This is a genomic window from Paraburkholderia ultramafica (genome assembly GCF_902859915.1).
In the GTDB taxonomy this organism is placed as follows: domain Bacteria; phylum Pseudomonadota; class Gammaproteobacteria; order Burkholderiales; family Burkholderiaceae; genus Paraburkholderia; species Paraburkholderia ultramafica.
Genome location: NZ_CADIKK010000038.1, coordinates 40,318 through 65,642 on the forward strand (window position 1 = coordinate 40,318; position 25,325 = coordinate 65,642).

17 protein-coding genes and 1 tRNA gene are annotated in these 25,325 nt (G+C 60.4%); 4 read left to right on the forward strand and 14 right to left on the reverse strand.

The annotated features are described in order from the left end of the window. Nucleotides 1-433 precede the first annotated feature (433 nt). Nucleotides 434-1,561 (forward strand): site-specific integrase, encoded by a 1,128-nt coding sequence (locus tag HV744_RS30065; RefSeq protein WP_175152987.1) that lies wholly within the window; start codon nt 434-436, stop codon nt 1,559-1,561. Between the two features lie 321 nt (nt 1,562-1,882). Here HV744_RS30065 and HV744_RS30070 read toward each other — a convergent pair whose 3' ends face one another. The 5 genes from HV744_RS30070 to HV744_RS37720 all read right to left on the reverse strand — a co-directional run bounded on the left by HV744_RS30070 (nt 1,883) and on the right by HV744_RS37720 (nt 14,837). Next, nucleotides 1,883-2,674 (reverse strand): HNH endonuclease, encoded by a 792-nt coding sequence (locus tag HV744_RS30070; protein ID WP_175152988.1) that lies wholly within the window; start codon nt 2,672-2,674, stop codon nt 1,883-1,885. Further along, a complete protein-coding gene (locus HV744_RS30075; RefSeq protein WP_175152989.1) occupies nt 2,671-6,744 on the reverse strand; it encodes an Eco57I restriction-modification methylase domain-containing protein in 4,074 nt (1,357 codons plus the stop codon). The genes HV744_RS30070 and HV744_RS30075 overlap by 4 nt, the downstream gene beginning before the upstream one ends. Continuing rightward, nucleotides 6,744-9,542 carry a DEAD/DEAH box helicase gene (locus HV744_RS30080; protein WP_175152990.1) on the reverse strand — a complete coding sequence of 933 codons (2,799 nt, stop codon included), beginning with the start codon at nt 9,540-9,542 and terminating at the stop codon, nt 6,744-6,746. The genes HV744_RS30075 and HV744_RS30080 overlap by 1 nt, the downstream gene beginning before the upstream one ends. Continuing rightward, entirely contained in the window at nt 9,539-14,653 is a 5,115-nt protein-coding gene (locus HV744_RS30085; protein WP_175152991.1) for a DEAD/DEAH box helicase, read from the reverse strand. The genes HV744_RS30080 and HV744_RS30085 overlap by 4 nt, the downstream gene beginning before the upstream one ends. 100 nt (nt 14,654-14,753) lie before the next feature. Next, a complete protein-coding gene (locus HV744_RS37720; protein WP_343056477.1) occupies nt 14,754-14,837 on the reverse strand; it encodes a hypothetical protein in 84 nt (27 codons plus the stop codon). Nucleotides 14,838-15,220: 383 nt separating this feature from the next. On the opposite strand from HV744_RS37720, the gene HV744_RS30095 reads away from it, so the two are divergent. After that, on the forward strand, nt 15,221-15,436 hold the full coding sequence (locus HV744_RS30095) for a hypothetical protein (protein WP_175152992.1): 216 nt from the start codon (nt 15,221-15,223) through the stop codon (nt 15,434-15,436). A 177-nt stretch (nt 15,437-15,613) separates the two neighbouring features. Here the strand turns inward: HV744_RS30095 and HV744_RS30100 are convergent, their stop codons facing one another. The 3 genes from HV744_RS30100 to HV744_RS30110 form a co-directional block, all read right to left on the reverse strand. Continuing rightward, the gene (locus HV744_RS30100) at nt 15,614-15,985 is read right to left on the reverse strand and encodes a hypothetical protein (RefSeq protein ID WP_175152993.1); all 372 of its coding nucleotides are present in this window, start codon (nt 15,983-15,985) and stop codon (nt 15,614-15,616) included. Nucleotides 15,986-15,998: 13 nt separating this feature from the next. Further along, nucleotides 15,999-16,065 (reverse strand) — tRNA-Ala (locus tag HV744_RS30105). A 535-nt stretch (nt 16,066-16,600) separates the two neighbouring features. Then, nucleotides 16,601-17,356, reverse strand: a complete 756-nt coding sequence (locus HV744_RS30110; RefSeq protein ID WP_175152994.1) for a hypothetical protein — start codon at nt 17,354-17,356, stop codon at nt 16,601-16,603. 1,401 nt (nt 17,357-18,757) lie between these two features. On the opposite strand from HV744_RS30110, the gene HV744_RS30115 reads away from it, so the two are divergent. Beyond that, nucleotides 18,758-19,111 carry a hypothetical protein gene (locus HV744_RS30115; RefSeq protein WP_175152995.1) on the forward strand — a complete coding sequence of 118 codons (354 nt, stop codon included), beginning with the start codon at nt 18,758-18,760 and terminating at the stop codon, nt 19,109-19,111. Nucleotides 19,112-19,272: 161 nt separating this feature from the next. Here the strand turns inward: HV744_RS30115 and HV744_RS30120 are convergent, their stop codons facing one another. Further along, nucleotides 19,273-19,776 carry a lecithin retinol acyltransferase family protein gene (locus HV744_RS30120; RefSeq protein ID WP_425497884.1) on the reverse strand — a complete coding sequence of 168 codons (504 nt, stop codon included), beginning with the start codon at nt 19,774-19,776 and terminating at the stop codon, nt 19,273-19,275. 131 nt (nt 19,777-19,907) lie between these two features. Then, the gene (locus HV744_RS30125; protein WP_175152996.1) at nt 19,908-20,249 is read right to left on the reverse strand and encodes a hypothetical protein; all 342 of its coding nucleotides are present in this window, start codon (nt 20,247-20,249) and stop codon (nt 19,908-19,910) included. 207 nt (nt 20,250-20,456) lie between these two features. Between HV744_RS30125 and HV744_RS30130 the strand changes: the two genes are divergently transcribed. Further along, the gene (locus tag HV744_RS30130; RefSeq protein ID WP_175152997.1) at nt 20,457-21,152 is read left to right on the forward strand and encodes a response regulator transcription factor; all 696 of its coding nucleotides are present in this window, start codon (nt 20,457-20,459) and stop codon (nt 21,150-21,152) included. 26 nt (nt 21,153-21,178) lie between these two features. Here the strand turns inward: HV744_RS30130 and HV744_RS30135 are convergent, their stop codons facing one another. The 4 genes from HV744_RS30135 to HV744_RS30150 all read right to left on the reverse strand — a co-directional run. Continuing rightward, on the reverse strand, nt 21,179-23,083 hold the full coding sequence (locus tag HV744_RS30135; protein ID WP_246279255.1) for an ATP-binding response regulator: 1,905 nt from the start codon (nt 23,081-23,083) through the stop codon (nt 21,179-21,181). Between the two features lie 364 nt (nt 23,084-23,447). Continuing rightward, nucleotides 23,448-24,371 carry a tyrosine-type recombinase/integrase gene (locus HV744_RS30140; RefSeq protein WP_175152999.1) on the reverse strand — a complete coding sequence of 308 codons (924 nt, stop codon included), beginning with the start codon at nt 24,369-24,371 and terminating at the stop codon, nt 23,448-23,450. 31 nt (nt 24,372-24,402) lie between these two features. Then, entirely contained in the window at nt 24,403-24,801 is a 399-nt protein-coding gene (locus HV744_RS30145; RefSeq protein ID WP_175153000.1) for a DUF2513 domain-containing protein, read from the reverse strand. Beyond that, nucleotides 24,798-25,325 (reverse strand): hypothetical protein (locus HV744_RS30150; RefSeq protein WP_217469175.1); only part of this gene is annotated, 528 nt, incomplete at its 5' end. The genes HV744_RS30145 and HV744_RS30150, both read right to left, overlap by 4 nt.

Consider the following 25,325-nt stretch of genomic DNA (forward strand, 5'->3'; position numbering starts at 1 on the left):
ACGAACTGCCGCCCTCCAGTCTCTCCAGGGAGCCGACCCCAGCGGCTATAGCAAGACCAGCACCTCAAGTTAATCGGTCATCCCTCGAGGATCCGCTACTCAAGACAGTAGCGCAGCATTGACCCCTTTATACCCAAGACAAGCGTCCTGCGCAACCCCGTACATCCGCAAGGCACCGCGCATGGGACACGTTTGGGACACCGCACAAGGAATTACAGGGAAGTGAAGGGAGGCATGGCCAACAAAATAAAAACCCGCGAAGCCTTACGCTACGCGGGTTTCCGTGAAATCACTTGGTGGAGAGGAAGGGGCTCGAACCCTCGACCTTCGCATTGCGAATGTAAAAACCTCGCTATATAGATTAGGGCGACTAGCGTCCCTTTCGATTATTTGCCACAATCTTGCCACAATCCGTTCAAGCGAGCACCGAGAAATGCCGACCATTCGAAAGCGTGGACTGTACCAATGGGAGGCACAGGTACGCCGACGCGGCTACCCAGCGCAAAGCAAAACCTTTAATACCAAGGCTGAGGCGGAAGCTTGGGCCAGCATGATCGAATCGGAAATGTCCCGCGGTGTATGGGTCAGCCGCAGCGAGGCTGAGGCGACGACGCTCTTCGAAGCACTGAAACGCTACGAGGAAGAAGTCTCGCTGTTAAAGAAGGGCGTTGCACAGGAGGCTTCCGTCATCAAGACCTGTCAGGCAGTCGAACTAGCGAAGCGGCCGCTAGCCGCGATCCGCAGCGCAGATATAGCGAAGCTCCGTGACGAATGGCTGAAGAACTACAAGCCCGCGACAGTGCTACGCCGCTTAGCGGTCCTGTCCCACGTGTTCAACATCGCCCGAAAAGAATGGGGCATGGAAAGCCTCTCGAATCCGGTTGAGCTCGTGCGAAAGCCACAGCCAAATAACGCACGCACTCGGCGCATTGCTGCCGGCGACGCATCTACCGTTGCTCCTGGTGCGGAAGAGCCCGAGTCAGAACGCGGCGCGCAAGACGGCGAGCTTGAGCGCGTGGCGAGGGCTAGTGGCTCAGCATTGCTGCCGCCCATCATTTGTCTAGCTGTCGAAACTGCGATGCGTAGGGGCGAGATAGTGTCCCTGTTGTGGATGCACGTAGACCTCAATCGCTGCGTCGTGCATCTACCGTCGACGAAGAACGGGAGCGCCCGCGACGTGCCCCTGTCTTCGCGTGCCGTTGCAGTGCTCCGGCCATTGAAAGACTCGTACGACGCCAAGGGCAATCCGACCGAAGACGGCGACAGCGACGCCGACCGCGTGTTCGAGATTCGCACCGACGCCGTTACTAGAGCCTTCGAGCGCGCAGTGACACGAGCTCGGAAGACTTACGTTGATGAGTGCCGCGCGGCCAAATTGAAGCCAGACGGTAAGTTTTTGACCGACCTTCGCTTTCACGACTTGCGGCACGAGGCGACGTCCCGCTTGGCGTCGATCTTCCCGATGCATGAACTAACCAAGATAACGGGCCACAAAGACCCACGCATGTTGATGCGGTACTACCACCCGCGAGCCGAGGATCTAGCAAAGAAACTATCGTAACCTCAACGGCGGCTTGCATCGCGTCTTGCCCAAGCCCCCTCTACTTCGGGCGTCGAGGCGACGCGCGAGTCGTTGTGAAGTCCGACGATTCCCACTCGATTGTTGATGTTAGAGAAACCATGGTATTTCAATGCAATTTGGCAGATCCCCATCGCCCGATACCACTAAAAATGCCATTCTCACGCACCGACGACTTCTCATTCACACTAGCGACTGCGTCAATTCACACTGCTGCGATAGCAGCGTGACTACCTTCTTGTCGAAGGATTCGAAGGTCTCACCGCCCAACCACTGACCTTCATGCGCGATACGGACCTCTGGCTACTCGAAGCCAAATCTCTTGCGATGGCGCGCCATTTGTAAGCGGTGCGGCGCTTCAAGATGAAGGGGCGGCACGTTGGAAAGGCCCAGAGCTGTCTTGGCCTTGGGGCTGAGGCCCGGCTTGGCTAGCACCGCGCCATCATTGGCAAAACTCACCAGCCCCGCGTCGAAGGCGGCATCCCAGTGAGCGCATAGGAGCAGGCCGTTGAACACGTTAAGCCGCTCGGCGTCGCTTGCGCATTCGGCCCAGGGGATGATGTGGCTGGCGCGCAAGAGCGCCGGGTCGGTGACGCCGGTGAGCGGGCAAGCACCCCAGTAGTCGATCAGTGCGGCGCGGAAGAAGCCCTGTCCCACGCGCTGTCGTACGATGCGGTCGACCTCGGTATCGCCTAGCCCCGCGACTTCGGCCTCAAACTGGGTGAAGGGGAAGGTCGGCAGGCTGCGCGCGAGATGGAAGGCGCGGCTGAGCGCGCAGCGCATGTCCGCCTGCAGCGCGAAGGCGAAGGCGCCCTTGCACGGCGGAGGGGCCGGGCCGGAAACCGCCTCAGGCAGTTCGGAAGCGAGGACTTGCGCCACGCCGGCATGCTCCACCCCGAGGAACCACGGCGCACCGTCATCAGAAGCACCGCAGGCGAGCGCCACCTCGCCGGGCACGCCTTCGTCCGAGCGGAACCACAGCCACCCGTCCGCCTCGCCGTTGGCGCGGCGATAGCCGTGGTTCCACGCTGCCTGTTCAAGCTCGGTGCGCAGAATCGGGTGCGGGGTGGAACGGCGCAGGGTGGTTGAGGTCACCGATAGCCCTCCCGGCGCGGGCTCAGGCCCTTAGCAAGAAGTGCATCGTAGGCCGCGAGGACGAGACGGCCGGTGCGATATTCGCCGAATTTGCGCTCTTCGTTGGACTTGAGGACGCGGAAGGTCTCGCTGGGGTAATCCAGCCCCATGACGTCGGCGGGATCAAGGACATAGCGCAGCTCGTCACGGGTCAAACCATAGGCGAGCGCATACCAAGCATCGAGCTCGGCCCGCAGTTGCGCGCGGCGAACCTCGTCCCATGCGAAGGGCGCGCCCCCATAGCCTAGGTCACGCGCCAACGGGGCCATGGAATGGCTAGTGTAGGTCAGCTCCAGCACGCGCCGGACGATGAAGGCAAGGTCGGCTTCGGAATAAGCGGATGGGGGGAGGATGGGGAATTGCTGCAATACGCCCAAGGTTAAGTGCAGTCCGCCGACTTTCTGTCGAGCCACATAGTCGACGGTCAACGCATTAAAATTGGCTACCGCAGCCGCAATCAGTTGCGCATCTCCTGAAGGAAAAATCAACGGAGCTGAATGGCCAACAGCGGTGCGAGGTAGAAAGGAAAATATTGCGGTACGCTCGTTTGTTGACGAGGTGACATCCTTGAATGCTACAAGCCAATCTCTAACAGTCACATTCAGAAGTCTCGCATCAACCTCAGCTGCAGGGACATAATAAAATGCAGTGGGCTCATACCTCGAATCGGCGTAATTTGAAGAACTGGTCTCCGGTAGGACGCGATAGCCGCGACCATCATCACGGCTAGCGAACGAGCCAAACCGATGATCGAACTGGTGAAACATTTTTGCTTCATATAGCGGGACGTAGCGAGTTCGCGCGTGATCTGAAGGAATAGAAGCCGATTCGATGGAGCAATATTTATCCCCGGCGACATATGTAGAACTTTCCACTTTCACCCAGTCTGCGCCGTCTCTTTGGTAATTAAGTTCAACTAGCTTCGGAGCAGAATGAAACCACTCTGAATCTTCTGCCATGTGCCAAATGCGGCTATGAAAGGTCGCTGCCCATGGGTTCCCAGCTTCGCGCCCTTCCTCGATCAGCACCGGCACACGGTTGTAGATGCTCGCGGCCAGTTCAGCGTCGCGGCGGGAGCGAAAGATCGGTGCAGTCTTCGTGTTCGGGTTGATCCGGGCGATCTCTTGCGGAGAGAGGGTGAAGCGACGGCGCGCATCCTCCAACTGCACGGGGTCGGTCAGGAAGAAGGCGAAGTCCGCCGCCGCCACGCCAGAGCCGATTGTCAGAAGGCAGAACTTCATACGGCTGTCGACGGCGGGGAACAGCCCCGCGCGGTTCTCGAAGTCGGTCAGCGCCGCCAGTCGCTGCCCGGTCACTAAGTGCCCGAAGAACGGCGCGGTCGTCGCGTCCGTCGCGATGCCGGTGGGCACGATCACGCCCGCCCTTCCCCCTTCGCGCGTGAGGTTCAGGAAGTGCTCGGCGAACAACGCGTAGGTGTTCACGTCGCCGCGCCCGGTCCAGGGGTAGCGCCGCGTCGGGGCAGGTTTGACGGCTGCGGGCAGCTTGGTCGGGTCCTCGCCCTTGGGCGAGGTAAAGAACACAACCGAAGCTTCGGCAAGGCGCTTGGCGATCTCAAAGCGGTCGATCCAACTGCGTTCGTAGCTACCCGCCTCCTTGCTTGCCCATTCGCGGATCAGGCGAGTGCGCGCGGCGGCGTTGGCGGCTTCGGCCACTGGCGTTCCGGCGAAGAACTCCTGCTCTTGCAGCTTGATCCGCTCCCACGGCGGATTCCCCAGCACTAAGTCGAACCCGCCTCGCTCGATCATCACGTCCGGGAAGGCGAGCGGCCAGTGAAGCAGGCGCGCGGTTTCAGCCACCTTCACGGCTGCGGCCTCCAGTGGCGGATAGACCTGCCCTCCGCCGAGGCACTTGCGCACGTCGGCCGTCGTCGGCACCAGCCCTGCGCCATGACTGGCGGACACATCGGTCTTGGGCAGCAGGAAGGCCGCGACGTAGAGGTCGCAGGCAACGTGAGTGGCCAGGCGCGCCGGGTCGTTGCGCCAGGCCACGTAGGCTTCGCGCTTCTTCTCCACCTGGCCCACGGTGTCCTCGGGCATCCTGCGGATCACACTGAGGTTGGCCGCCAGCTTCGCAGGAGGCATCGCCCCGCCGCCGCCCGCGAAGTCGAACGCGCCCTGCCCGGCCTTGGCGTCACGGTTGGCCTTGAGGTAGTGTTTGGCCGCGTCCTGGCTGTCCCCTGTCAGCGGGTTGTACGCCTCGTCGGGAATCCCCTCTTCCAACGCGTCAAGGTCGAACACACCCAGTAGCGCATCGCCACAGCGGATGTTGCCATCGAGGAAGCCAAGCGGCTTGCCTGGCGAAACGCTCTCAATCCACAGCGCCACCTTGGCAAGCTCCACCGCCATCGGGTTGCGGTCGACGCCGTAGATGCAACGGCTGACGACGTCGCGCAGTGCAGCTTGTGTCTCCTCCTTACCAGCGTCCTCGTTGCGCAGCTTCGCCACGCGATCGGCCATGCGACGGGCGGCACCGAGCAGGAAGTGGCCCGATCCGCAAGCCGGGTCGATCACCTTGAGGTCTAGGATCGCGGCAACCTCGCGCTCGGGCGTGTCGGCCGCGTCCTCCGCCTTGCGCAGTACCGGGTCGAGAGCGCTGTCGAGCAGCGTCTCCACCAGGCTGTCGGGCGTGTAGTAACTGCCGCTGGTCTTGCGGGCATTGCCGCGCGCGCTGTCGTCGAGGTCGAAGACGTCATTGGCGCCCAGCTGCGGGGTGATCTCCAGCAGGCCTTCGTAGACACTGCCCAGCTCCTCGGTCTTGAGATCGCGCCAGTTGATGCGGTGCGTCGCCCCGCCGCGCATGATGAAGCCGAGGTGAAACAGCGCGCTCAAGAAGCGCCGGTTGCTGATCTTCGCGCCGTTCATCATTGGCGTCGCCCCGGCGGCGAACAAGCCGCCCAGCGCCGGCAGGCCAAGCAATTCCTGCCCGTGCTCCAGACTGGAAAGCGTAATCTTCATCGCCTCCCACGCATCGTAGTGCGTGTCGCGCGCCACTCGGCGGCGCGCGCGTTCGCGCCAGAAGCCGAAGGAATAGCTGTCGCGATAAAGAGCGCGCGACTCCTGGCTGACGCGACCGGGGTGGAGCAGTTCGCGGTCCTCCGCCACAGCCAGGAAGATCAGGCGGTAGGCGGTACGCAGTAGTTCTTCGAAGAACGCAGTCAGCGCGGTGTGGTCGGCCAGCGTCTCGCGCAAGTCCGGGTTGGCCTCGACGGCACCTTGACCGAGTTCAGCGAGCGCTTGGCGCACGTTCTTGTAAAGGTCGGCGCGGGCGGTCTCGCCCTGCTTGAGCCCTTCGGCGCGCCATTCCTCCAGCGCGCAGTCGGACGGCGGCGCGGCCGCCGCGCCGAAGCGAGTGGCGTGGGTGAGCAGCCACCAGGCGGTGAAGTCGGCGAACATCTCCTCGCGGAAGATAGCGCCGAGATCCACCTCAATCCATGCGGGGCGGGTGAGGCTAGCGTTGTCGCGCATCAGGCGTACCTTGTCGCCCGCGAAGACGAGTCCCCACAGTGCCTGGTCGGCACTATTGAGCCAATCCTGCAGCAACGAGACAGGGCTGCGTTTGAGGCGGCCACCACCCGCACCGTCGCCGAACTCGGGTGCGGGCAGGTTGAACGTGTCACGGCCCACGGCAGGCGCTGCCACAACGATGGGGACGCGGCCCTCCCTGGCCTCCCAGGCAAGGCGGTAGCGACGGTTGCCCTCCGCGTGATCCACAGGGCCGGCAAGGTCGTCGAAGCCAAAGCACTGCAAAAGCAGGTCGTGCACAAACCGGGCAGTCTGCGTGATGGTCTTGTGCTCGATCCGGTCGTAGTCTGACCAGAGCGCCTGGCCGATGCGGAAGTAGCGCGCGATCTCGTCGTTCAGGCTGGTGCCGCGGGGACAGTCATAGCTGGCTGCGAGCTTGGGCGTGGCGGGGGCAGCGGCGATCTTCTGCACCTGCTCCGGGGCGATCAAGCCGCCCTCGATGGTGACGGCGTCGAGGCCAAGCTCGGCGGCGCGGGAAAGGCGAGCCATCAGTTCGCCTCCGGCACGAGGACATAGAGGCCGATGACATCGGCAGGCAGTACTGGCTCCACTTCGGTGGTGGCGCCTTCGCCACGGGTTGCAGCCTTCACGCGGTCGTGATCCTCGGACAATTGGGCTGCGCGCGTCCTAGCGTAGGCAGCGATGGCGGATTGGTAACTATCGAGACGGGCAAGCGCCGCGTCGATCTGGCGGGCGATGGCAGAAGGTTCGATATTGCCGCTCGCGTCGGCCTCCAGCAGCGCGAGCGCATCCGCGCCCAGCAAGAGGGCCTCGGTGGCGGCGGGGCAGAAGGCGAGCGCGGTGGCTTCCTCGGCCAATAAGGTGCGGCGGCCACTGGTGGTCAGCTTGAAGCGCAGGCGCAGCAGCAGTACGGTGGTGAACGTATCCACCGCGTGCGTGCGCCAGGCCCCGGCGCGGCCGAGCGCGGCCTTGCCCTCGATCGAGGCGGGATCGAGCGCGCCCTCGGCCATCGTCTCGGCCAGCAGCGCGACAAGTGGGTGGGTGCGGCCGACATGGGCGACCTCGGGCGGCAGGCTGTCCTCGAACCCGATCGCACGGGTGCCGGTGAGCCTGCGCGCCGCGAGCCGCTCGCGCAGCTGCTGGGGCATGTCGTCGTAGTGGACGCGCCAGTGCGTGCCCTGCTCGCCGAGCGGCTTGTCAATACGCCACAGCGCGCGGCGAGTGAAGCGGCTCACTTCCTCCGGCCCGCCGAGCAGGGCGCGCAGGCGATGCCATTCGGGGAGAACCTCCTCGGGCTTGAGCGAGGACTGAGCATATCGCGTCTGGCTGCGGCGGGCGTCGTCCTCGGCGTTCTTCCATTTCTCGTCGAGCTTCGCTGCAGCGTCGCCGAAGTCGAACATGCCTTGCGCGCGGGGCCTGCTGGAATGGAGGAGCATGGCCTGCATCAGCGCGTTGGAGACACTGGCGGAATCCTCGGGCACAGGGACGACGACGCCGGTTTCCTTCTGGATGCGCTCCATCTTATCCTTGATGACCTTGATGACGGCGCCGTCAATGATCGAGTTCTCGCCGAACATCATCAGCGACCAGACTTCCGTCGCCTGCTGGCCGAAGCGGTCAACGCGCCCGTCGCGCTGCTGGTGGCGGGTGGGATTCCAGTTGAGGTCATAGTGGACCACTGCGTTGAACAGCGACTGCAGGTTGATGCCCTCAGACAGGCAGTCGGTAGCGACGAGGATGCGGTCGGGATAGTCCTCCAGTGCCTCGACGCGCAGGCGGCGTTCCTCGGGCGTGAGGCGGCCGGTGACGACCTCGACCTTGTGCTTCTTAAATACCGCCTGCAGCGCCGCACCGACAGCCTCGGCGGTGTTGATGAAGCGACAGAAAACGACTGGGCGTGCGCCCTTCTCATTCGTCAGATAGGTAACCCAGCGAGTCAGTTCGCGCAGCTTGGGGTCCTTGTCGAAGCTGGCGACCAGTCTTTCCGCCTTGGCGATCAGTGCGCGCAGTTCGGCGGCTTCCTCAGTGTCGAGTGCAGTAGCGGGTTCGAGGTCGGTGTCGGCGAAATCGCCCTCATCACTGTCGAACAGGATGGGTTCTAGCGCGTCCTGCTCGGCCATGCCACCGAGTCGGTTGCGCAGCGCGCTGAGCGCTGCGGCGGGTGAGGAGCCGACGCAGCGCATCAACGCCAGCGTCCCCCAGAACGCCAGGCGCCGCGCCTTCTCGCCATCGACGCGAGTGGCTACGCCGACACAGTAATCCAGCACGTCCTCCTGGAAGTTCTGGAAGTCGCCAGTGAGCGCATAGGGCGCGTCCTTCTTCATCAGTGTGGCGAAGGCGCGGGCCTCGCCCCACTTGTCAGCGATGTCGGGGCGACGGCGCTGAACGAAGTGCTGTGCGAGGCGGCGGCGGTAGCGCTCGACGGCGTTGGCGTCGGGCGCATCGGGACCGCCGTTAAGATCGGAATGCAACAGGCTGAGCAGGCGCGCATAGGCGTCCTGGTTGCCGTTGTGTGGGGTGGCGGTAATCAACAGGAGGTGCCGCCCGGTCTTCTCGGCCAGCGTTTCGAGCAAGGCGAAGCGCTGGTGCGTGCCGCTCTCGTTGCCGCCCACGCAGGTATGCGCCTCGTCGACGATGACGAGTTCAGGGCAGGTCTGTGCGAAGCTGGCGCGGCGGCTATCGGCCTTGATGTAGTCGAGGCTGACGACGGTGAAGGGATGCACCGCGAAAATCGTGTCGCCCGGCGCAAGGCCTCGCTCCAGCGAGCGAGCGCGGCCGGAAGTGACTGCAACGGCGTCTATGTCGAACTTCTCGGCCAGTTCACCCACCCACTGGTCGACGAGGTGCGGCGGGCACAGGACTGTGAAGCGGTCGATTTCACTGCGGTCGAGCATCTCGCGCAGGATCATGCCTGCCTCGATGGTCTTGCCGATGCCTACGTCGTCGGCGATCAACAGCCGCTTCACGTCGAGGCGCATCGCCATGAGCAGCGGAACCAGCTGATAGGCACGCGGCTCGACGCCAAGATGCGCGGCGCTGCGGAACGGCCCCGCCCCCCGCCGCAGCGAGAGGCGCAGCGCGTCGGCCAGCATTCGCGCCGCGTCCTGCGTGTCTAGCTGATCGGAGCTCGGAGGGTCGAACGTTGCAGGCTGGACCGGGGTCCGCTCCAGCGCGGTGGCGATGACGATGGCATCCTCCTCCGAACCGGACAGCGGGCGCACGCGCATCAGCCCGTCGCCCGGTTTGCCGAGCACGATCCACTCACGGTCGCGGGCATTAATGAGGTCGCCGGTCTGAAACTGGCCGGTCGAGAGGGGGACATTCATGCAGAAACTCCAAGCGCCGCCGCCAACGCGGGCGGCATGGTTTCGCCGGGCAGTTCCGGCAGTTCGATGAGGTCGCGCCCGATCGCCGCGCAGCGGGCAACGAGTTCAGGCGGCGGGGTTCCGGCGACGGCCATAACCAGCAGGTCCGGCCAGCACAGCGGCCAGGCGGCGCCGGCGACTAGCTCGGATCGTGGCGCTGGTGCGTTCCAGAGGGCAAGCGCCGCCAGCCACGGACCGTCGTCGGTCGCAGCAGCGTCGGCCACACGGTCGCGCTCGCAGCGCGCCATGCGCTCGATCACGTCGCGCACCTTCTCGTCCTCGCGGTCGATCATCTCGTGGTCGGGCTGGTTGTAATAGGACAGCAGGCAGCGGTAGCACCCAGCGACGCAGGCATCTGCCGAATCGTGCAGGTGACCATCCTCACCCCGCTCAAAGTGCATCAGGTCCAGCGCCACTTCGGCGATGCGCTGCCAGCGTTCCGGGCCATCCATCAGCCGCTTGAGCACGCCCGCGCCCCCCTCGGTCGCTTCATAAAGCAGGATCGCCTTGCGATCCTCGCGCGTAGGCAGCGGCTCGCCCAGCAATTCGCCCGTCTCCAGCACATGCTCGGCCTCGATGGCGCGGATCAGCGCGTGCTGGAGCGTCGCCATCTGCGCGGTGGAGAGGCCAAGGCCCTGATCGAAGCGCACCAGCAGGGCGTTCTTGGTGTCCTCCACCACGGGCACGATGGACTGGCGGCGGGCAGCCTTGGGATCTTCGCCCTGATCGTCGTCCGCCTCGGGATCCTTGAGCCAGCGACCAGTCAGCGTATCGATGTCGAAGCCTGTATGCGCCTTCTCCTTGCGCCGCCGCAGGCCCAGGTTGACGCGCGAGAGCTTCGTCTGCGGGCCGTAGCACAGCACCGCCAGCGGGCTTGCGTTGGCCTTGAGCAGCAGGTCTTCCTGCCGCCGCGGATCCCACTCGAAGATCGTGCGCAAGTCGAAGCCGCGCCGCTGCCGGTCCTCGTCGTTGGCGGTGATCCGCGCCCCCGGCACGGCGTCGACGTTCTCGATGCGGTAGAGCTTCGAAAGCCTCCCTTCGTCAGTCAGTGCATCGTTGCAGACCACGCAGCGCTCCTGGGTCTCGCTCTCGTGCGCAGCACCGCAGGACTGGCAGCATTTCAGCGTGCGCGTGACGAGCGTATTGTCCTCGTTACGGGACCCGGAGGGCAGTTTCGCGCGATTGCAGCGATAGGCCTTACCCTCATGGTAGACGAGGCTGTTCGGCCCAAACTCCGCGATTGCCAAGAAGCGCGGGCGCTGCAGCACGGTGGACGACTTGTCGGCATCCACGAAGGCGTAGAGCGGCAGGCGGGGGAAGTTGTAGCCTGGGAGGAACCCCTCGGTTGCCAAATAGCGATAGACGTAGAAGTCCGAGCTTTGCGAAGACACTCCAGACGCCAGCAGCTCCACCTGCTTGTCCGCACCGACATAGCGCGCCCGCGCCTCGCGACGCTCCTGAGCGCCAAGACCGGTGCGCTGGCCGATGCGATGCGCCTCGTCACGATCCTGAGAGGCGGAGCGATAGAGTTCGCGCCAGCGTCGGAAAGCGGTGTCGAATTTCGTCGCGCTCTCACCCCACAGGGCGGCGACGAATTCGACGGGATCGCCAATCTGCGACGTACCCTCGGCAGGAAGGGCCGAGGCAACGATGCGCCCTGCCCGCGCCTGAGCTGCCGCGTCTGCCGTCGCCGTGGCGAAGGCGGCAAGCGTGGTGCGCTTCACCGGCAGGCCCTCGTCGTCCATGTCAAGGTTGTCAGGGATCGACTTGCCCAGTGACTCCTTCGCCGCCGCAAGCCACTCGGCATGGACGTGGGCGGAAAGGAGGTCGGCGTTGACGAGGTCGATTGCCGGTGCCTTCACAATGCCGGCGACGAGGTCGATCCGCCGCTCGAAGTAATACTGGTCGTGCGGGCTCTGCGCGGCGCAGTAGGTGACGACCAGCGCCGCCTGTCCGCTGCGCCCGGCGCGGCCCGCGCGCTGGGCGTAGTTGGCCGGAGTCGGCGGCGCGTTGCGCAAGTAGACGACATTGAGCTGCGAGATGTCGACGCCCAGCTCCATCGTCGGCGAACAGTAGAGCAGCGGCAGAAAATCGCGCTTCTCGTTGATGACGCGCACCTCGCCCGCCATTTCGGCCATTCGGGTCTTGTCGTTAGCCCCGAAGCGGAAACGGCATTCGCGAAGTTCGCGCAGCATCGCGTCGACCTGCGCCGTATGTTCGCGCGCCTCGAAGGCCATCGGCAGGTGGCCGGGCGTACCGAGCCGCGCCGCAATGTCGGAATAGAGGCCGGCGAAGAAGGCGTTGCCCTTGCCGTTCTCGGGCTTGTCCTCGCCCGGCTTGAGACGCACTGCGCCCGGCGCAAGCCGCCAGCCCGCAAGCGGCCCGACCGAGAATTGGCGCACCACCTGATGCTTCGCCGCGGCCGCCAGCATCGCCTCCAGTAGTGGTTCGCGGTCGGCGAGAGGAATCTCCACACCCGCCGCCTTTACCAGTCGGCGCGCCAGCCCACTCCGAGCCGATACGCGCACCACGCGGTCATGCTTACCCGCCTCCAGGCCGACGACCAGCGTGTTGAGGAAATTGAGATCCTTGTATTGCTCCTCGGCGCTGATCGCCCAAGGATCCTTGAGCACGCTGCGCGACTTCTGGCCGACCTGCTCCAATTCCACAGGATCGAGCGCATCGACCGCCACCGCCAGTCCCTGGCGCATGGTGTCGAACAAGTCGCGGAACATCGCCCGACGCCTCTCGGCCGGGATCGCCGAGAGTATCGCGAAGCCCCGGCTCTGCACGTCGCTCAGGCTCTCCTGATCCTTGCCGCCACAGCTTTCCTCGTCCTGCGCCAACATAGCGACGCCAGGATAGTCCACTCGGATTAGTTCGAGCTGGTCGAGGTTAGGGTTGGTGAAGCGCCAGCCCCGGCGCAAATCGTTCCACAGGCGATGGGCGAGCACGCGGTTGATCGCAGTCTTCGCTTCGTCAAGCGCAGCAAAGCCCTTGGGGTTCTCGTCCAGCATCCAGGCCGCGCGACGGCCCTTGTCCTCGGGATCGAAGCCAAGCGCGCGGCGCAATGCGTCACCGAACTGCTCGTGCCCCAGCCCCCCGTCCCCGGCGGCGCGCACCGCCCGCAGCATTGCCCCGCGCAGCAAGGTGACGAAGATGAAATCATTGAAATGACCCGACTGGAGCGCCGCGTCCTGCCGATTGTCGGTAAAGCCCAGTAGCTTGCGCCGCGCCTTTTCGGCGGGGACCTGTCCGCGCTCCATCCAGTCGAGGATGGTGGCGGTGATGAGCGTCGTTGCCGAACTGCGCCCCTCTGCCGAAAGGCCTGCCAGCTTGTTGATGTCGCGCGCCTGTGGCGGAGGCTGGTTGCGGCAATGCGGGCAGAAGCGGAACTTTCCTGGAAAGAACCAAGCCCGCACCCCGTCCAGGTTCCCGCGCCCATCAGCGCCGAGCAGCATCATGCGACCATCGTGCTTGCCGCGATGGCTGGATCTCAAGCGTGGGTCACCGGCATTGGTCAGTTCCAACCAGTCGTCGGGATAATCCCCGGGATCGCCTGCAAACGCGAGCGCGCCATCGGCGTCTGGCACCAGGAAGCCATGCTGCCATCCCTCGCTGTCGACACCATCGCGCGGGGTCTGGTCGATTGGGCGGGCGACCACGGTGCCCTCGTGGTCGATCGAAACCGAATGCGCCTCGTGCCCGCACTCGCGGCAGAAGAACACCGGGTACAGGCGTGCCGCACGATCCTCCCGGTCGTACTTCTCGGCGGCCAGCGCGACGCGGCGGGCTTGCGCGGGCTGCAAGGTGGCATGAGCATGGCCTGCACCCGAAAGGAAGCGGTGAAGCTTAAAGGCCATGAACGCCTGGTCGCGCTCGTTCTTGCACTCGCTCATCGCGATGAGGCGGAATTCCAGCGCCTTACGGCAGAGCACGGCGTCAAGGCCGGTATGTTCAGCCAGCGTTGCCGCTGCCTCGGTCAGCGTCTGCGGCTTGCGGCGGCGGCGTGCTTCCTGCTCGTCAAGGCCAATGTGCATCTCGATCCACACCGCCAGCGGATCGCGGCGATACGCTTCGTAGTCGGCCGGCCCCGGTTCGGGCTGCAGCACCGATGCGCTGAGCGCCTCAGGCCGCGCCACGCCTTGGGTACAACGCGCGAGACTCTCGGTGATTACGTCGTCCTCGTGGACCGGGCTGCCGAACAGCGTGGTGCCGACCTTCGCGACCGCCCTGCGCCCGGCATCTTCGTCGCCCGAGGCCATCGTCGCCGAGGTGCCGATACACAGCATGTCCTGCGCGCCCAGACGCTCGCGCACACGCCGCACCAGCATTGCGACGTCGGCCCCCTGCCTCCCGCGATAGGTATGCAGCTCGTCTAGCACGAGGAACTCCAGCCCCTCCATGCTGACGACGACTTCCTGGTCGAGGCCGTCCTGCCGGGTCATCAGCAGTTCAAGCATCATGAAGTTGGTCAGGATGATGTCGGGCTTAGCCGACGCGATGCGCTTGCGTTCCGCGTCGCTCTCCTGGCCGGTGTAGCGCTCGAAGGTCGGCATGAGATGAGAATCGATGCCGCAGCCTTCGATGAATTTCTCGAGTTCCTCGCGCTGGGAATTGGCCAGCGCGTTCATCGGATAGATCACGATCGCGCGGGTGCGCGGCGCGGCACCGGCGCGCTTGGCCTTAAGGATGCGGTCGATTATCGGCACGAAGAAGCACAGCGACTTGCCCGATCCGGTGCCGGTGGTGACGATGTAGTTGCGTCCCTGCAGCGCCTTCGACAGCGACTGGTCCTGGTGGCGGTGCAGGCTGATCGCCGAGCGACCAGCGCCGACGGCAAAGACCTTCGGCAAGTCCGGGTCGACCACGCCCTCTTCCACCAAATCCACCAGCGCACGGCCGGGCTCGAAATGCGGATTCACTCCAATTAACGGCTCGGGCCAGAACTTCCCGCTGCGATAGATCGCTTCGACCTGCGTGCGAATATCCTGCGCCCGGATCATAGTGAACGAACGAGCGAAAGCTTCATAACGGCTCAGTAAGTCCGCATCGAGGTCGAATACATTCATCTACCTTCCCCTAGTCATGGGCATCCCATGACAAATGTTGAGCTACACCAACTAGGCCAGATATAGGATTAGTTTGATCGTGGAATCTCAGCCGCAGTGCTTAAGGGCGACGCGGGGCGATGACCCCGACATGCTTATAGAGCGTGGTTCTGGATACCCCATAGCGACGTGCCACGTCCGTCACTTGGATGCCTGGTCGCGAAATAGCGCCTTAATCTCACGCACCTGCATCTCCCCTAGTTTGCCCGCAGCACTTCGATTTTCTCAGTCAGCCTCTCAAAGCCGACACCCGAGCACTCCAGATTGGCCACGATCTGTGCTAGGTCAGCCGCAGGCCCAGGTCTTGGTCATCTGTAGAAGCACGGGCATAGCCTATCCCTTGATTCATTGACACTTGCCGGACGTTGAATATTTGATGAAAATTTTAACAGACGAATGAGCCGTAACGAGCTGACCAGACGACAGCTTGGCCGTGCCCAGAAAACCACCGTTTTCTTGACTAGCCCTCGACACATTTGAGCGAAAGCACCCCCAGCTCGTCACCCGTACCAACGAGCCACCGTTCCCTTGAAAATATCCATTGCTACTCATACGATGATTTTGCCCAACATGATGAGGGTTCGGCTAACGCGTGAGGTGACCATGGCAACAGGAAAGAAAGCCGCGTCCGACGCCGGCAAGCAGCTGCGCGATCCGAAATCGACCAAGAGGCAGAAGGAGGTCGCCGCCTCGGATCTCGCGCAGCGTAACAGCGCGACGTCAAGTAAGCCAAAGAAGAAGTAAATTCAGAGGGGCACGGCGCACCCGTTCTTCTGAGCCGGTGCGCCTCGCTTTCTCGCTGCGAGAGCTATTGATAAAACAGGGCGTGGCTGATGCCCCCGCCAATGCAGACCTCGACGGACTGGGTTCCGAGCCGCGTTTTCCGGGTTGCCGGTGATGACCAACGGGAAATAGACAAGCTCAAGGGCTTGTAGGCGTGCGTGTGCGCGATCCGGCCGGACCTGCCGGTGTGCGCTCACTAGCTTGCTGCGCTTTGCGCATCTTGCGGTCCAGCCGCCGGGCCTCCGCCTCCAGCGCGTCAATCTGTCGGAGGAACGGGCGCATCTCATCGAGCAGCTGGGCCTCCCGCTCCCGAAGTTGCGGGACCACGTGCGTGTAATCCCACTCGTATTGTTTCAGGGCGAGCCGCGTATCGGACCACGCGCGATCAATCGGGCGCAGCTTGGCCCGCAGCTCGCGCAACTCCTGCCAGATGGCTTTCTGCCGTCGTTGGTCGGCCTTGATAAGGGCCATCCGCCGCAGTTCTTCAGCCAATTCGGGGCTTATGGTCATGATCCGTGCTTGCTGTTGGAAAAATGGTCGAACTCCCGACCTCGGCGTTGCCAACGCCGCGCTCTCCCATCTGAGCTACCCCCCGTCGGGCGCAACGAATGTAATCGTAATCTATCCCATGCCCGATTTAAGAATGACAGTTTTTTTGCCTACCGCACCCGGAGAGCCTTATGCAGCAAGGATGTGTGCCGGTTCGAGTCCCGGATACCCAATCAAAGCGGCGCATCTAATTGACCTTAGACCCCTGGCACCCCATGCAGGTACGCTAGGCCAATGCTGACGCGGATGACGCAACGCCTCATATACCAACAAAAAGCAAAACCGCCCCCGCGATCACCGACGGGGACCGGCCGCCGTCAGGCGCAGTCCGGCCACAACCCGCCGTTCATACGCGTCCTTGATCGGACGTTCCGGCGTCGACTCTCCAACTGCAATCGGCCATCCGATTTTCAAAGACGAACTCTTCGACATCGGCACGACCTACTTCTCGACGCTTATTGAAAGTCGGGTCACTCAAGTGTGCGAACTAGGCATTTGCTCCGTAGAGGACTTGAGCGACTCCAATAGACCGCTGTAGACGGGTGATTTTTCGATTTCTGGCTGCATACCGTGATATCACCTGCTGAATGTCCATATATAGCTATCGGCCGAGACTTCCGTCTTTGCGATCTTTAATACTTGTTGAGCGTCCGCTAACGACACCCACGCTGCCATCATGATGCCCATGTAAGGATTCCCCTGGAAGTGGTCATAAAGAACAAAATCATATCTGGGAAATTTCTTGCGTAATTTGTCGATAGTTTCTTTGCCACTTGTTTCGTCGGAAACGGATTTTACGATCACAAAATACTGATGCGCGGAATCTGATGGGGACGACGGGAGATAACGGAGCGCCCATCCGGCAGCCCCTTCTTCTGGTGGGATTGCCACAAGGTCCACGTTGCTTACTTGTGTCTTCACAGTAATTCGCTCGCTCTTTGGCGGGACAGCGTGAGAATCACTAACCCTTCTCTCTGTCTCTGCTTTAGGCGCGTCTATGATTTTGATACCTGTTGGGGACACTGATTTCGGGTCGAGCGCCTTTTCCGCCTCTAAATATTGATTGATCTTCTCTGTCGGCGTCGCAGAACTTTGTTTTATCGTTTTGCATACAATCGTCCACGCGGCGTATCGAAGTACCACTTGATCAGCATTGGGGAACTGCGTGATAACTGTATCAACCTTTTCCTTTACGGAAACTCCAATTTTCAAACCAACTAACTTCGCAGCAATACCTTCAATCCCGAGTTTTGTATCTGCGACCTTTTCAGTGGACACTGTAGTGGGTGCGTCACCACAATCGTGATCTTGCGCAATTGCTACGATGGGCAATAGCAATGCACCTAGGACGCATGCGATCCGCCGTCGATTCGATAGCCGAAGATAAATCTTTTTCGAACTAGGCGTGACAGTCAAGGATATAAGCATTTAAATCACCTGTTTTGATTCAATCAGCACAAGTCGAAGTATTTCAATGAGCGGCCCCGTGATTCCAACTTTTTTACTGGTCAACTCCGGGTGTAGTTTTTGCGAGCAAAAAGTTGAAGATGATCCCATAAGGGCCCACCGTTGCTCTGTGAGACCTTTCTCAACCTCTTTTTGGTGAAGATATCCTTGTAGAAGAATTTACGAGTGTCCTTTGCATTGGTAGGTATCGGAAGCGACGATTTCAAGACTTATCTGTGTGCTAACGCACAAAATGGGCTGAATTCTCGCAAATCAAGGCGTGCAGTACGGATTTCAGAATACTTGTCGGGCTATTTCTCTGGGCGCGGGTATCTTGGGAGTAGAGCGCCCCCTGTAGGATTTGATTGTCGCTTTTGTGCCCGCAGTATTGGTAACCAGCCGTCGAGGGGGATTTCGGTACACTCGAATGCCGACATGGCCGACTTCCTCCCGTCGAACATGCAGGTTTGGCGCCCCTTGGAACGACGGGGATGAGCGGTGCACGAATGGGAGCTATTGGCCGTTCCACCGGTTGGAATAGGACGCCACAAAGCTGCCGCTGCCGAACGGCTGCTTGCGTGAACGAGGGTGAACGCGTACAACCGGGCACTTTCTGCTGCTCGCCTGAGCCGTGCAGCGGTCATTCGCCGGTTGTTTCACCCCGCAACCAGCCCGATGGCCAACGCGCGGATGTCTGCCTTGTAAGCACTTAAGCACCTCGCGACGGCCGTAGGTGACGTTCGCGCGCGTCGGCGATCATGGGACTAACGGAGAGATCACGGGAGATTATGTTCACGATCACGCGATCACGGACAGGATGCATCTGGATCTCGCGGATTGGCGACGACTTGCCGACCGATACGCCGCGAATGGCCGTTCCAGTTTGCGATCGGCTACAGCCCTCGCGTTGGGTCGAAAGGCAGTTGTGGGTCGAGGCCGTGTGAAAACACGTGCTGAATGCGGCATTCTAAAAAATCGACCCTTCAGATCGCGCTGCATCGGCTTGGCAGCGACTCGGGAAGGGTAAAGCGACACCCGAAAACCGAGTGCTTTTGCGTTTTCACACGCCCTCGGTCGGGAAGCGCCGATCGCCGTCTGGCCGAGCCCGGCCACGAACGGCCATTCGACACCGCCTCGTAGATCGAGGACAATTCCAGTCCGATTTCTCGACAGCCGTCCTTTACACAACGAACCCATGAAATCCGTTCGATACAGTTTTTTATCGATCATGTGTGCCCTCGCACTGGTTTCTCGCACACTTCAGACGCACAGCCGTTCCCCAAAGCCATGACGGAGTTACACATTGCAGATGGCGGCGTTTACTCGACCGATTGGAAAGTCTATCCAATTCGCGTCGGAAAAATCGTCATGACGAGCCATAAACCTGAACAGATGATTCTGGGACTCTTCGAGGATGGTATAGGCGGCGGGTTTCAGGGAATAGTGCAGATCTACTGCGATCAACCGGTCACATCCTTCCTGCCGACCGGTTCAAGCGGCGAGCAACATTTCAATAACGTCTCATTGAAAGAAATGATAAAAAGCGAAGCGCTTCCCCGCAAACTCGTCAATAACATCTTCGCTCTTTTTTGCGAAAATTCTTCGCTGAGTCCGGCCGATCTCAACATGAGCCGTCACTGACGCCCAGCTCATGGGAAACCATTGGGAGGCCCGCTAGATGATTTTCAATCGACGCGGATGTTCGTTTTCGAATTTTCGCGCGGAAGCGCTGCTGAGGCTGGACATCTCGATTTCAAAGTTTTTTCGAAATTTGTTGGCGTGATGGCTGGAAGAGGAGGATCTCAAGCGATGGCGTGGGCGCACGAACGCTTCGCACCCCTCGAGAAAAAAGCCCGAAGGAGGCTCATCGTAACGTGTGCGACCGCGCAAGGATGCGCAAGGCACTCGTCCACCTGCCTACTGCGAGCCTGACCGTAAAGACACCATTCACAGAAGTGTTCGCAATTATTTGTCAGGAGGCTATATTGATTTTCACCCAACCGTGAGCGAGCACGGTCCACGGCTTCCTTCTGATCATAGGTTGGGCGATGGCTTGGTTCGATCCAGACCTCATGGCCGGCAGCGAAGAATGCCATAGGGGCTTCCTCAACCGGTCCTAGATGGAAAGACCTGGCAAATCCGGCGTAGTGCACGACATTGCCGTTGCCCACATAAATCCCATGGTGGCTATAACCGCTGCGCGGCGATATCAAATGGGCGCCGAGTGCCGGCTCCTCGCGAAGACCCACGCTCAGCCAGTTTTGCACGGTGCCAGTACCGCGCATTTGGATGGTGACTTGTTCCATGATTAAACTCCGGCAAAGCGGTTGGCACCTTAATTAAATCTGGCAGAGGGACGCAACGTATCAGAAATTAAAATGAGGCACAGTGGCAAGGTATGTGCCTCAAAATATAGGTGTGTTTGTGCGACGTTGATTTAATCGGAGGAAATTGTGTAGCGAATAATTTCACAGACGTTTACATTCCTCTTATAGACAGTCTGCCCGTCTTCCATGATGGATTTAAAGTTAAAAAAGCAATGGCGAGGATCACCGTCATAGGCATTGATTAAGACATTGTAACCAGAGGGCAACGTTTGAATGCCCAGTAGATCTGGGCCCCTTGGATCGCCCAGATGTGTTGCGTAAAATTCGACAACCGCCTGGTCGGTTTCATTAACAAGAAAGAATTGGTGATTACTAATTGCGTGTGCAGACGCCGCGGCACCTGCCACAGATAATGCAGTCACAATTTTTGCAATACTAGCAGAGATTTTCATGATTAACTCCGAGTCCAATTTGGGTATCGATTTGTCGGCGGGTTGTCGGCTCATCGATGACTGTAGTGTTGTCCTTGCAGGCGCACCGCGAAACCCTCGACACCAGGGGGAATCGGCTTTTCTGGAAGAGTACGAAATGGGTCCCTACGAAAGGAGGGTACCAATTGTGATCAAACGCAGTAATATGAAGTATAAATAGGGGCAGCCATGGACAACGGATATTTTAAGACTGTGTTGTTGGTTGAGGACGAGGGGCTTACTCGCAGTGCTATGAAGACCCTGATTCTCGCCAACGAACCGTGCCTTAACATCGATGAGGCGGACGGTTACGAGCACGCGATCTGTAGACTTGAGAGCGCATCTTATGACCTTGTGTTTCTCGACTACCGACTGAAAGCTGTCCGCACGGGCCTCGATTTGCTCAAATGGATAAAGGAGCAAGATCACGAAGTCCATTGCATTATGCTTTCTGGTCAAGACGATCGAGATACGGTTCTCGAATGCATTAAGGCCGGCGCATGTGGATTTATCTCCAAGGCTAGTGAGGAAGGGGGCGCTGTCTTCCAGGAGGCACTCAAAACGATTTTAAGCGGCCGAATTTATCTGCCAAATACGGTATTAGGCAAGGGGGGGCATAGTCCTCAACCCACTTCCAATAGTCGAGGAATACCGGTCGAGACGTTGAACCTGCCTCCGAGGCTAACTGAGACGTTGCGTTACGTCTTGCAGGGTTTATCGAACAAAGCAATCGCGAGAAAAATGAATATCACAGAGAACACGGCAAAGGAGTATTCAAGTGATCTGCTTGCGCGTTTTAATGTGACACGCCGTACGTTTTTGATAGTAGAGATGGCGCGCCGTGGCATAGAAATTCCTAGGCCGATGACGCAGACACCTACCTGAGATAATCGCAGCCGGTTCCAGAAAGTTCAGGCCACTATCGCTTCCAAAATTCGCTTTCTAAGCAGCTCGGGCGTTACGGGTTTAATCAAAGTGTACTGATCATAGTCGACTATCCCGCCTGTTGAACTTGCTTCACCCGTTATAACCAGGCAAGGAACCAATCTTCCCAGTTTTCGATATACAGATTCGGTGACATCGTGTGCAGTCTTTCCGTCGTGGAGCTGATAATCAGTGATAATCAGATCGGGATAACGCTCAATAGATTCCAGCAATTCCTCTACGTGCGTGACGGAGCTAGCGGAGTCCACGAGTACCCCCCATTGCGCAAGCAGCGCTTCTGTTGCCGCACGAACGAGTCCATCGTCTTCTACCAACAGCACGTAGAGGCCCGCTGTTTCGCCCAACGCGGTAGCTGATTCTTCACTGCTCCCCTGTCTTGATGGAAGTATTTGGGAATGGCAGATCGGAATCTCAACCGAAAATCGTGAACCTCGCCCCTCCGAAGATTTGAGCTCAACTCGGTGTTCGTCCAACATCGAAACCATTGCGTTCACGATGGACAAACCGAGTCCTAAACCCCGGTCGCGATCACGTTCGGCGTTGTCGATTTGAAAGAAGGGCTTAAAAATCGCGTTCCAATATTGCGGCGCTATCCCGACGCCGTTGTCCACAACGTCAATTCGCACGCGGTTGACACTGCGCACGACACCTATAAGGACTGTGCAACGGGGAGCTTTTTCCTGGTCGGAGTATTTCACACCGTTGGAGATGAGGTTGGCTACGATTCGACCGAGCCAATGCGGATCGCTGCGAACCCAAATGCTGACATTAGGTGGACACCGCAGGCGAAGCGAGACACCTGCGGCGGCGGCAAGCGGCCTCAGTTGTTCGATCGCGTCCCTAACTAAGGGCGTCAGGTCAAAAACATGATAAGCAGGACACACGCGGCCAGAATCAAGTTTCGATAAATCGAGAACAGCATTGAAGAGATTTCCCATTACGGTAGAGGATTTTCGCACCTGTGCGACGAGTCTACGCGACTGCACAACGTCATCCTTTCGCAGTGCTTCCTCAGCAGCTTCCAGATATAAATTCAATGCATGCATAGGCTGCCGTAGATCGTGTGTAGCGCCAGCAAGGAAGTTAGACTTTTCTCGATTCGCCTCATCAGCTGCCGCTTTTTGCTGTTCCTTCAGAGTAATCAATGCGTTCGTTTTGCTCAATTGTTCCCTTTGGGCGATTTCCAATGCTCTGTGTTTTGCGCTAAGTTTGGCGTTGGCTTCTTTCAGGTGGGTATTGGAAAGAGCGAGTGCCTTCTCCGCCGAGAAGCGCTCTCTGACGTGGCGTTCTGATTGGACGTTTACGCCGAGCCCGATCACTGTCAGATTGAAAAGAAAGATCACCCCGAACACAAAATTTTGCTCATCCAAAAACCTCAGCATTGCCTGTAGGATCATGAGCGTAATAACGACACCTGCTGCGAGCAAAAACGTTGATTTTGCTCTCAGTTGGAGGAAGCCGAACTGAAAGAACAGGACAAGAGACAGGCCGGAAAGATAAGGGAATTGGAGCGGACTCGGTGCTATGAATATCTGTCCGAGAAGAAGTGCGGCGGACGCAGAAACTGCTGAAAACAAGACACGGCGCGCAGTGAATTCAACGACAAACGAGCGGCGGAAAGAAAGCGCGACGGCGATTCCGATCACAACGATGCCTATGCAGCGAAGGAGCATTTCCTCGGAAAAGACGTGCCGGAATGCCGGATATCGGCTCGCGGAACTGAACTCCACCCATATATACCCAGTCCACACGAAGAGTCCCAAGATCCCGGCCGCTCGGCGAAAGCCAGCAAATCTCCGCCCATGATCTTCAAGAAACTCGCGCTCGCTCTCGGGATCTTCAAACGGTCGCGGAAATGACAGGATCTCCACTAAGCTGCTCAATAATTCGCGCCCAGTGCTGCCCCAACGCCCTGACCTAGCGGGTTGAATGACATGGAATCTTTTAGTCTTCATTTCAGTTCGCGTGCCACACTCAGTAGCGCCACTTCTTACTCTATGCAAGATGAGGAGCGAGAACGAAGGAAATTTCCTGTGAACCCACGCATCAAAATCCGCATGACTGACCGTTTATCGGTGGCTTGTTCCAAGGCGTTAGCGGCTTTGGTTTGAGCACGACTGAAACCCGCTTGAATGTCTGCTGTGGAGAACTCTGACAGGCTGCTTGGGGTCGGTCAGCGCCATTCGAGCGCGTCTGGCGTGCGTATAAATACCCCTTTGCTGCAAGGCCTCGCCGTTACACGCGGATCCGCTCCACCTCGTCCAGACTGATATCGTCGTGTCGACGGTCGTACAGCTGCGTGGTGCGCGTCGACGCATGGTTCGCCATCGCTGCGGCGTTCTCGAGCGTGCCGCCATTCCTCAGGTAGGCAGTGATGCCGGTCGCGCGGAACGTATGGTTGCCGATCGCCGTGCCGATGCCGGCCGCGAGCGCGCGCCGGCGCACCATCGCATAGGCGTTGGCCTGCGGCAGCGGCGTGGTGCTGAGCTGGCCGGTGCCGCGCGCGATCGTGCGGAACAGCGGCCCCGTCGGTTCGTCGCGCAGCCCGGTCTGTTCGAGGTACTCATGCAGGTACGCCTCGAGCGTGTGGTGGCACGGCATCGCGTGCGCCTTGCCGCCTTTTTCACGCAGGCGCACCCACAGGCGCCGCTGCTGCACATACACATCCTCGACCCGCATCGCGAGCGCGGCGCCCACCCGCGCGAACGAAAACACCATCAGCGCGATCAGCGCCCGGTCGCGCAGGCCGATCGGCGTCGTCACATCGATGCTGTCGAGCAGCTGCCGCGCCTCGGTCGCATCGAGCACCGGCGTCTTGCCCTTTTTCGTGGTGTGGCTGGGACCGCGCACCGACGCGGCCGGGTTGTGCGGGACAATCTGGCCGGTGACGAGCCAGTCAAACAGGTGACGAATCGCCGCCAGGCGCTGCCTGACGGTCGGCGCCGACAGGGACTGCGTCTGCCGCTCGATCCACGCAGCGACGTGCAGCGGCTGTACGGCAGTGATCGAGCTCACGCCGGCGCCGGCGCACCAGTCCAGAAAATCCCCCACAGCCCGTGCGTAGGCGCGCCGCGTGTGCGGATTGCGGATCGCCGAGGCGAAGAATTCGAGAAAGCGCACACTGGCGCGCTCGCCGGCCGACACCACCAGCGCCGGCATCGGCACTCCAGCAGGAATGGCCAAGCTCGTGCTACCCACCGATGACCCCCTTGATCCTGGCTTCGAGATAGCTTTTCGCCGCAGACACGAGCAGATCCACTGTGAAACCACCGGCTGCCGATGCGGCCTTCCGGGTCCGGTCCCACACATCCGGACTGCGCATGGCATCGAGAAAGTCATGACCCGCCCAGGTCAGGCTGCAAAAACCCACCCCGGGCCCGAATCCGGGACCCGACATGCCGAAGTCCAGCCCTCCCGCATGAATGAAGCGAGCCTGCTCCAGTAGCGACAGGTGATAGTCGATCTGTTCGGCCGGGTAGCCTTCGACGCTCACCTTGGTGGCATCAACAACAACCATTCCGGCAGTCGGCACCGGTAGAGTCTCGAGCTTCAGCATCAGCTCGCGGATGAGGTCCATGTCGCGTTTCATTGGTCGTCGAACTCCATGTCGCGCAGCGTCAGCGCATAGGCCTTCTTGGACACGCGCTGCTTTTCGGCTCCGACCGAAACATTGAGCGCCGCAGTCCACTCAAGTTTCATGGCAGTCGCCAGCACCTGCAGTTCCCCGCCCGTATCGTCGATTTCCAGACGCCCGTCGAGCAGCGCCTTCAACACTTCCCGCGCGCCCCGTTTGGCGCCGATCTTGTACCAGCGCTCGGCGGTATCCAGGACCTCGCCTTGCACGTCCTCAACAGCTTCGTGTGCATACATGCTGTCCTCTTCGACCAGGCCCGCCTCCTTGAATTGCTTGAGCGTGTGCAGGATGCCGATCACCCGGTGCTTCTTCGTTAGCTTCTTCGTTACGTCGGTCATGTTGGCCTCCTCATATATATGATAAAGGACATTGAACAAAACCGCTGACGCGGTATGGCGGTTGGCCGACGTCCCCGTCATGGCCGGCGCGGCGGACATTCCTTTCCGGGTGCGACGATGACAGTGCAATTCACCGCACCT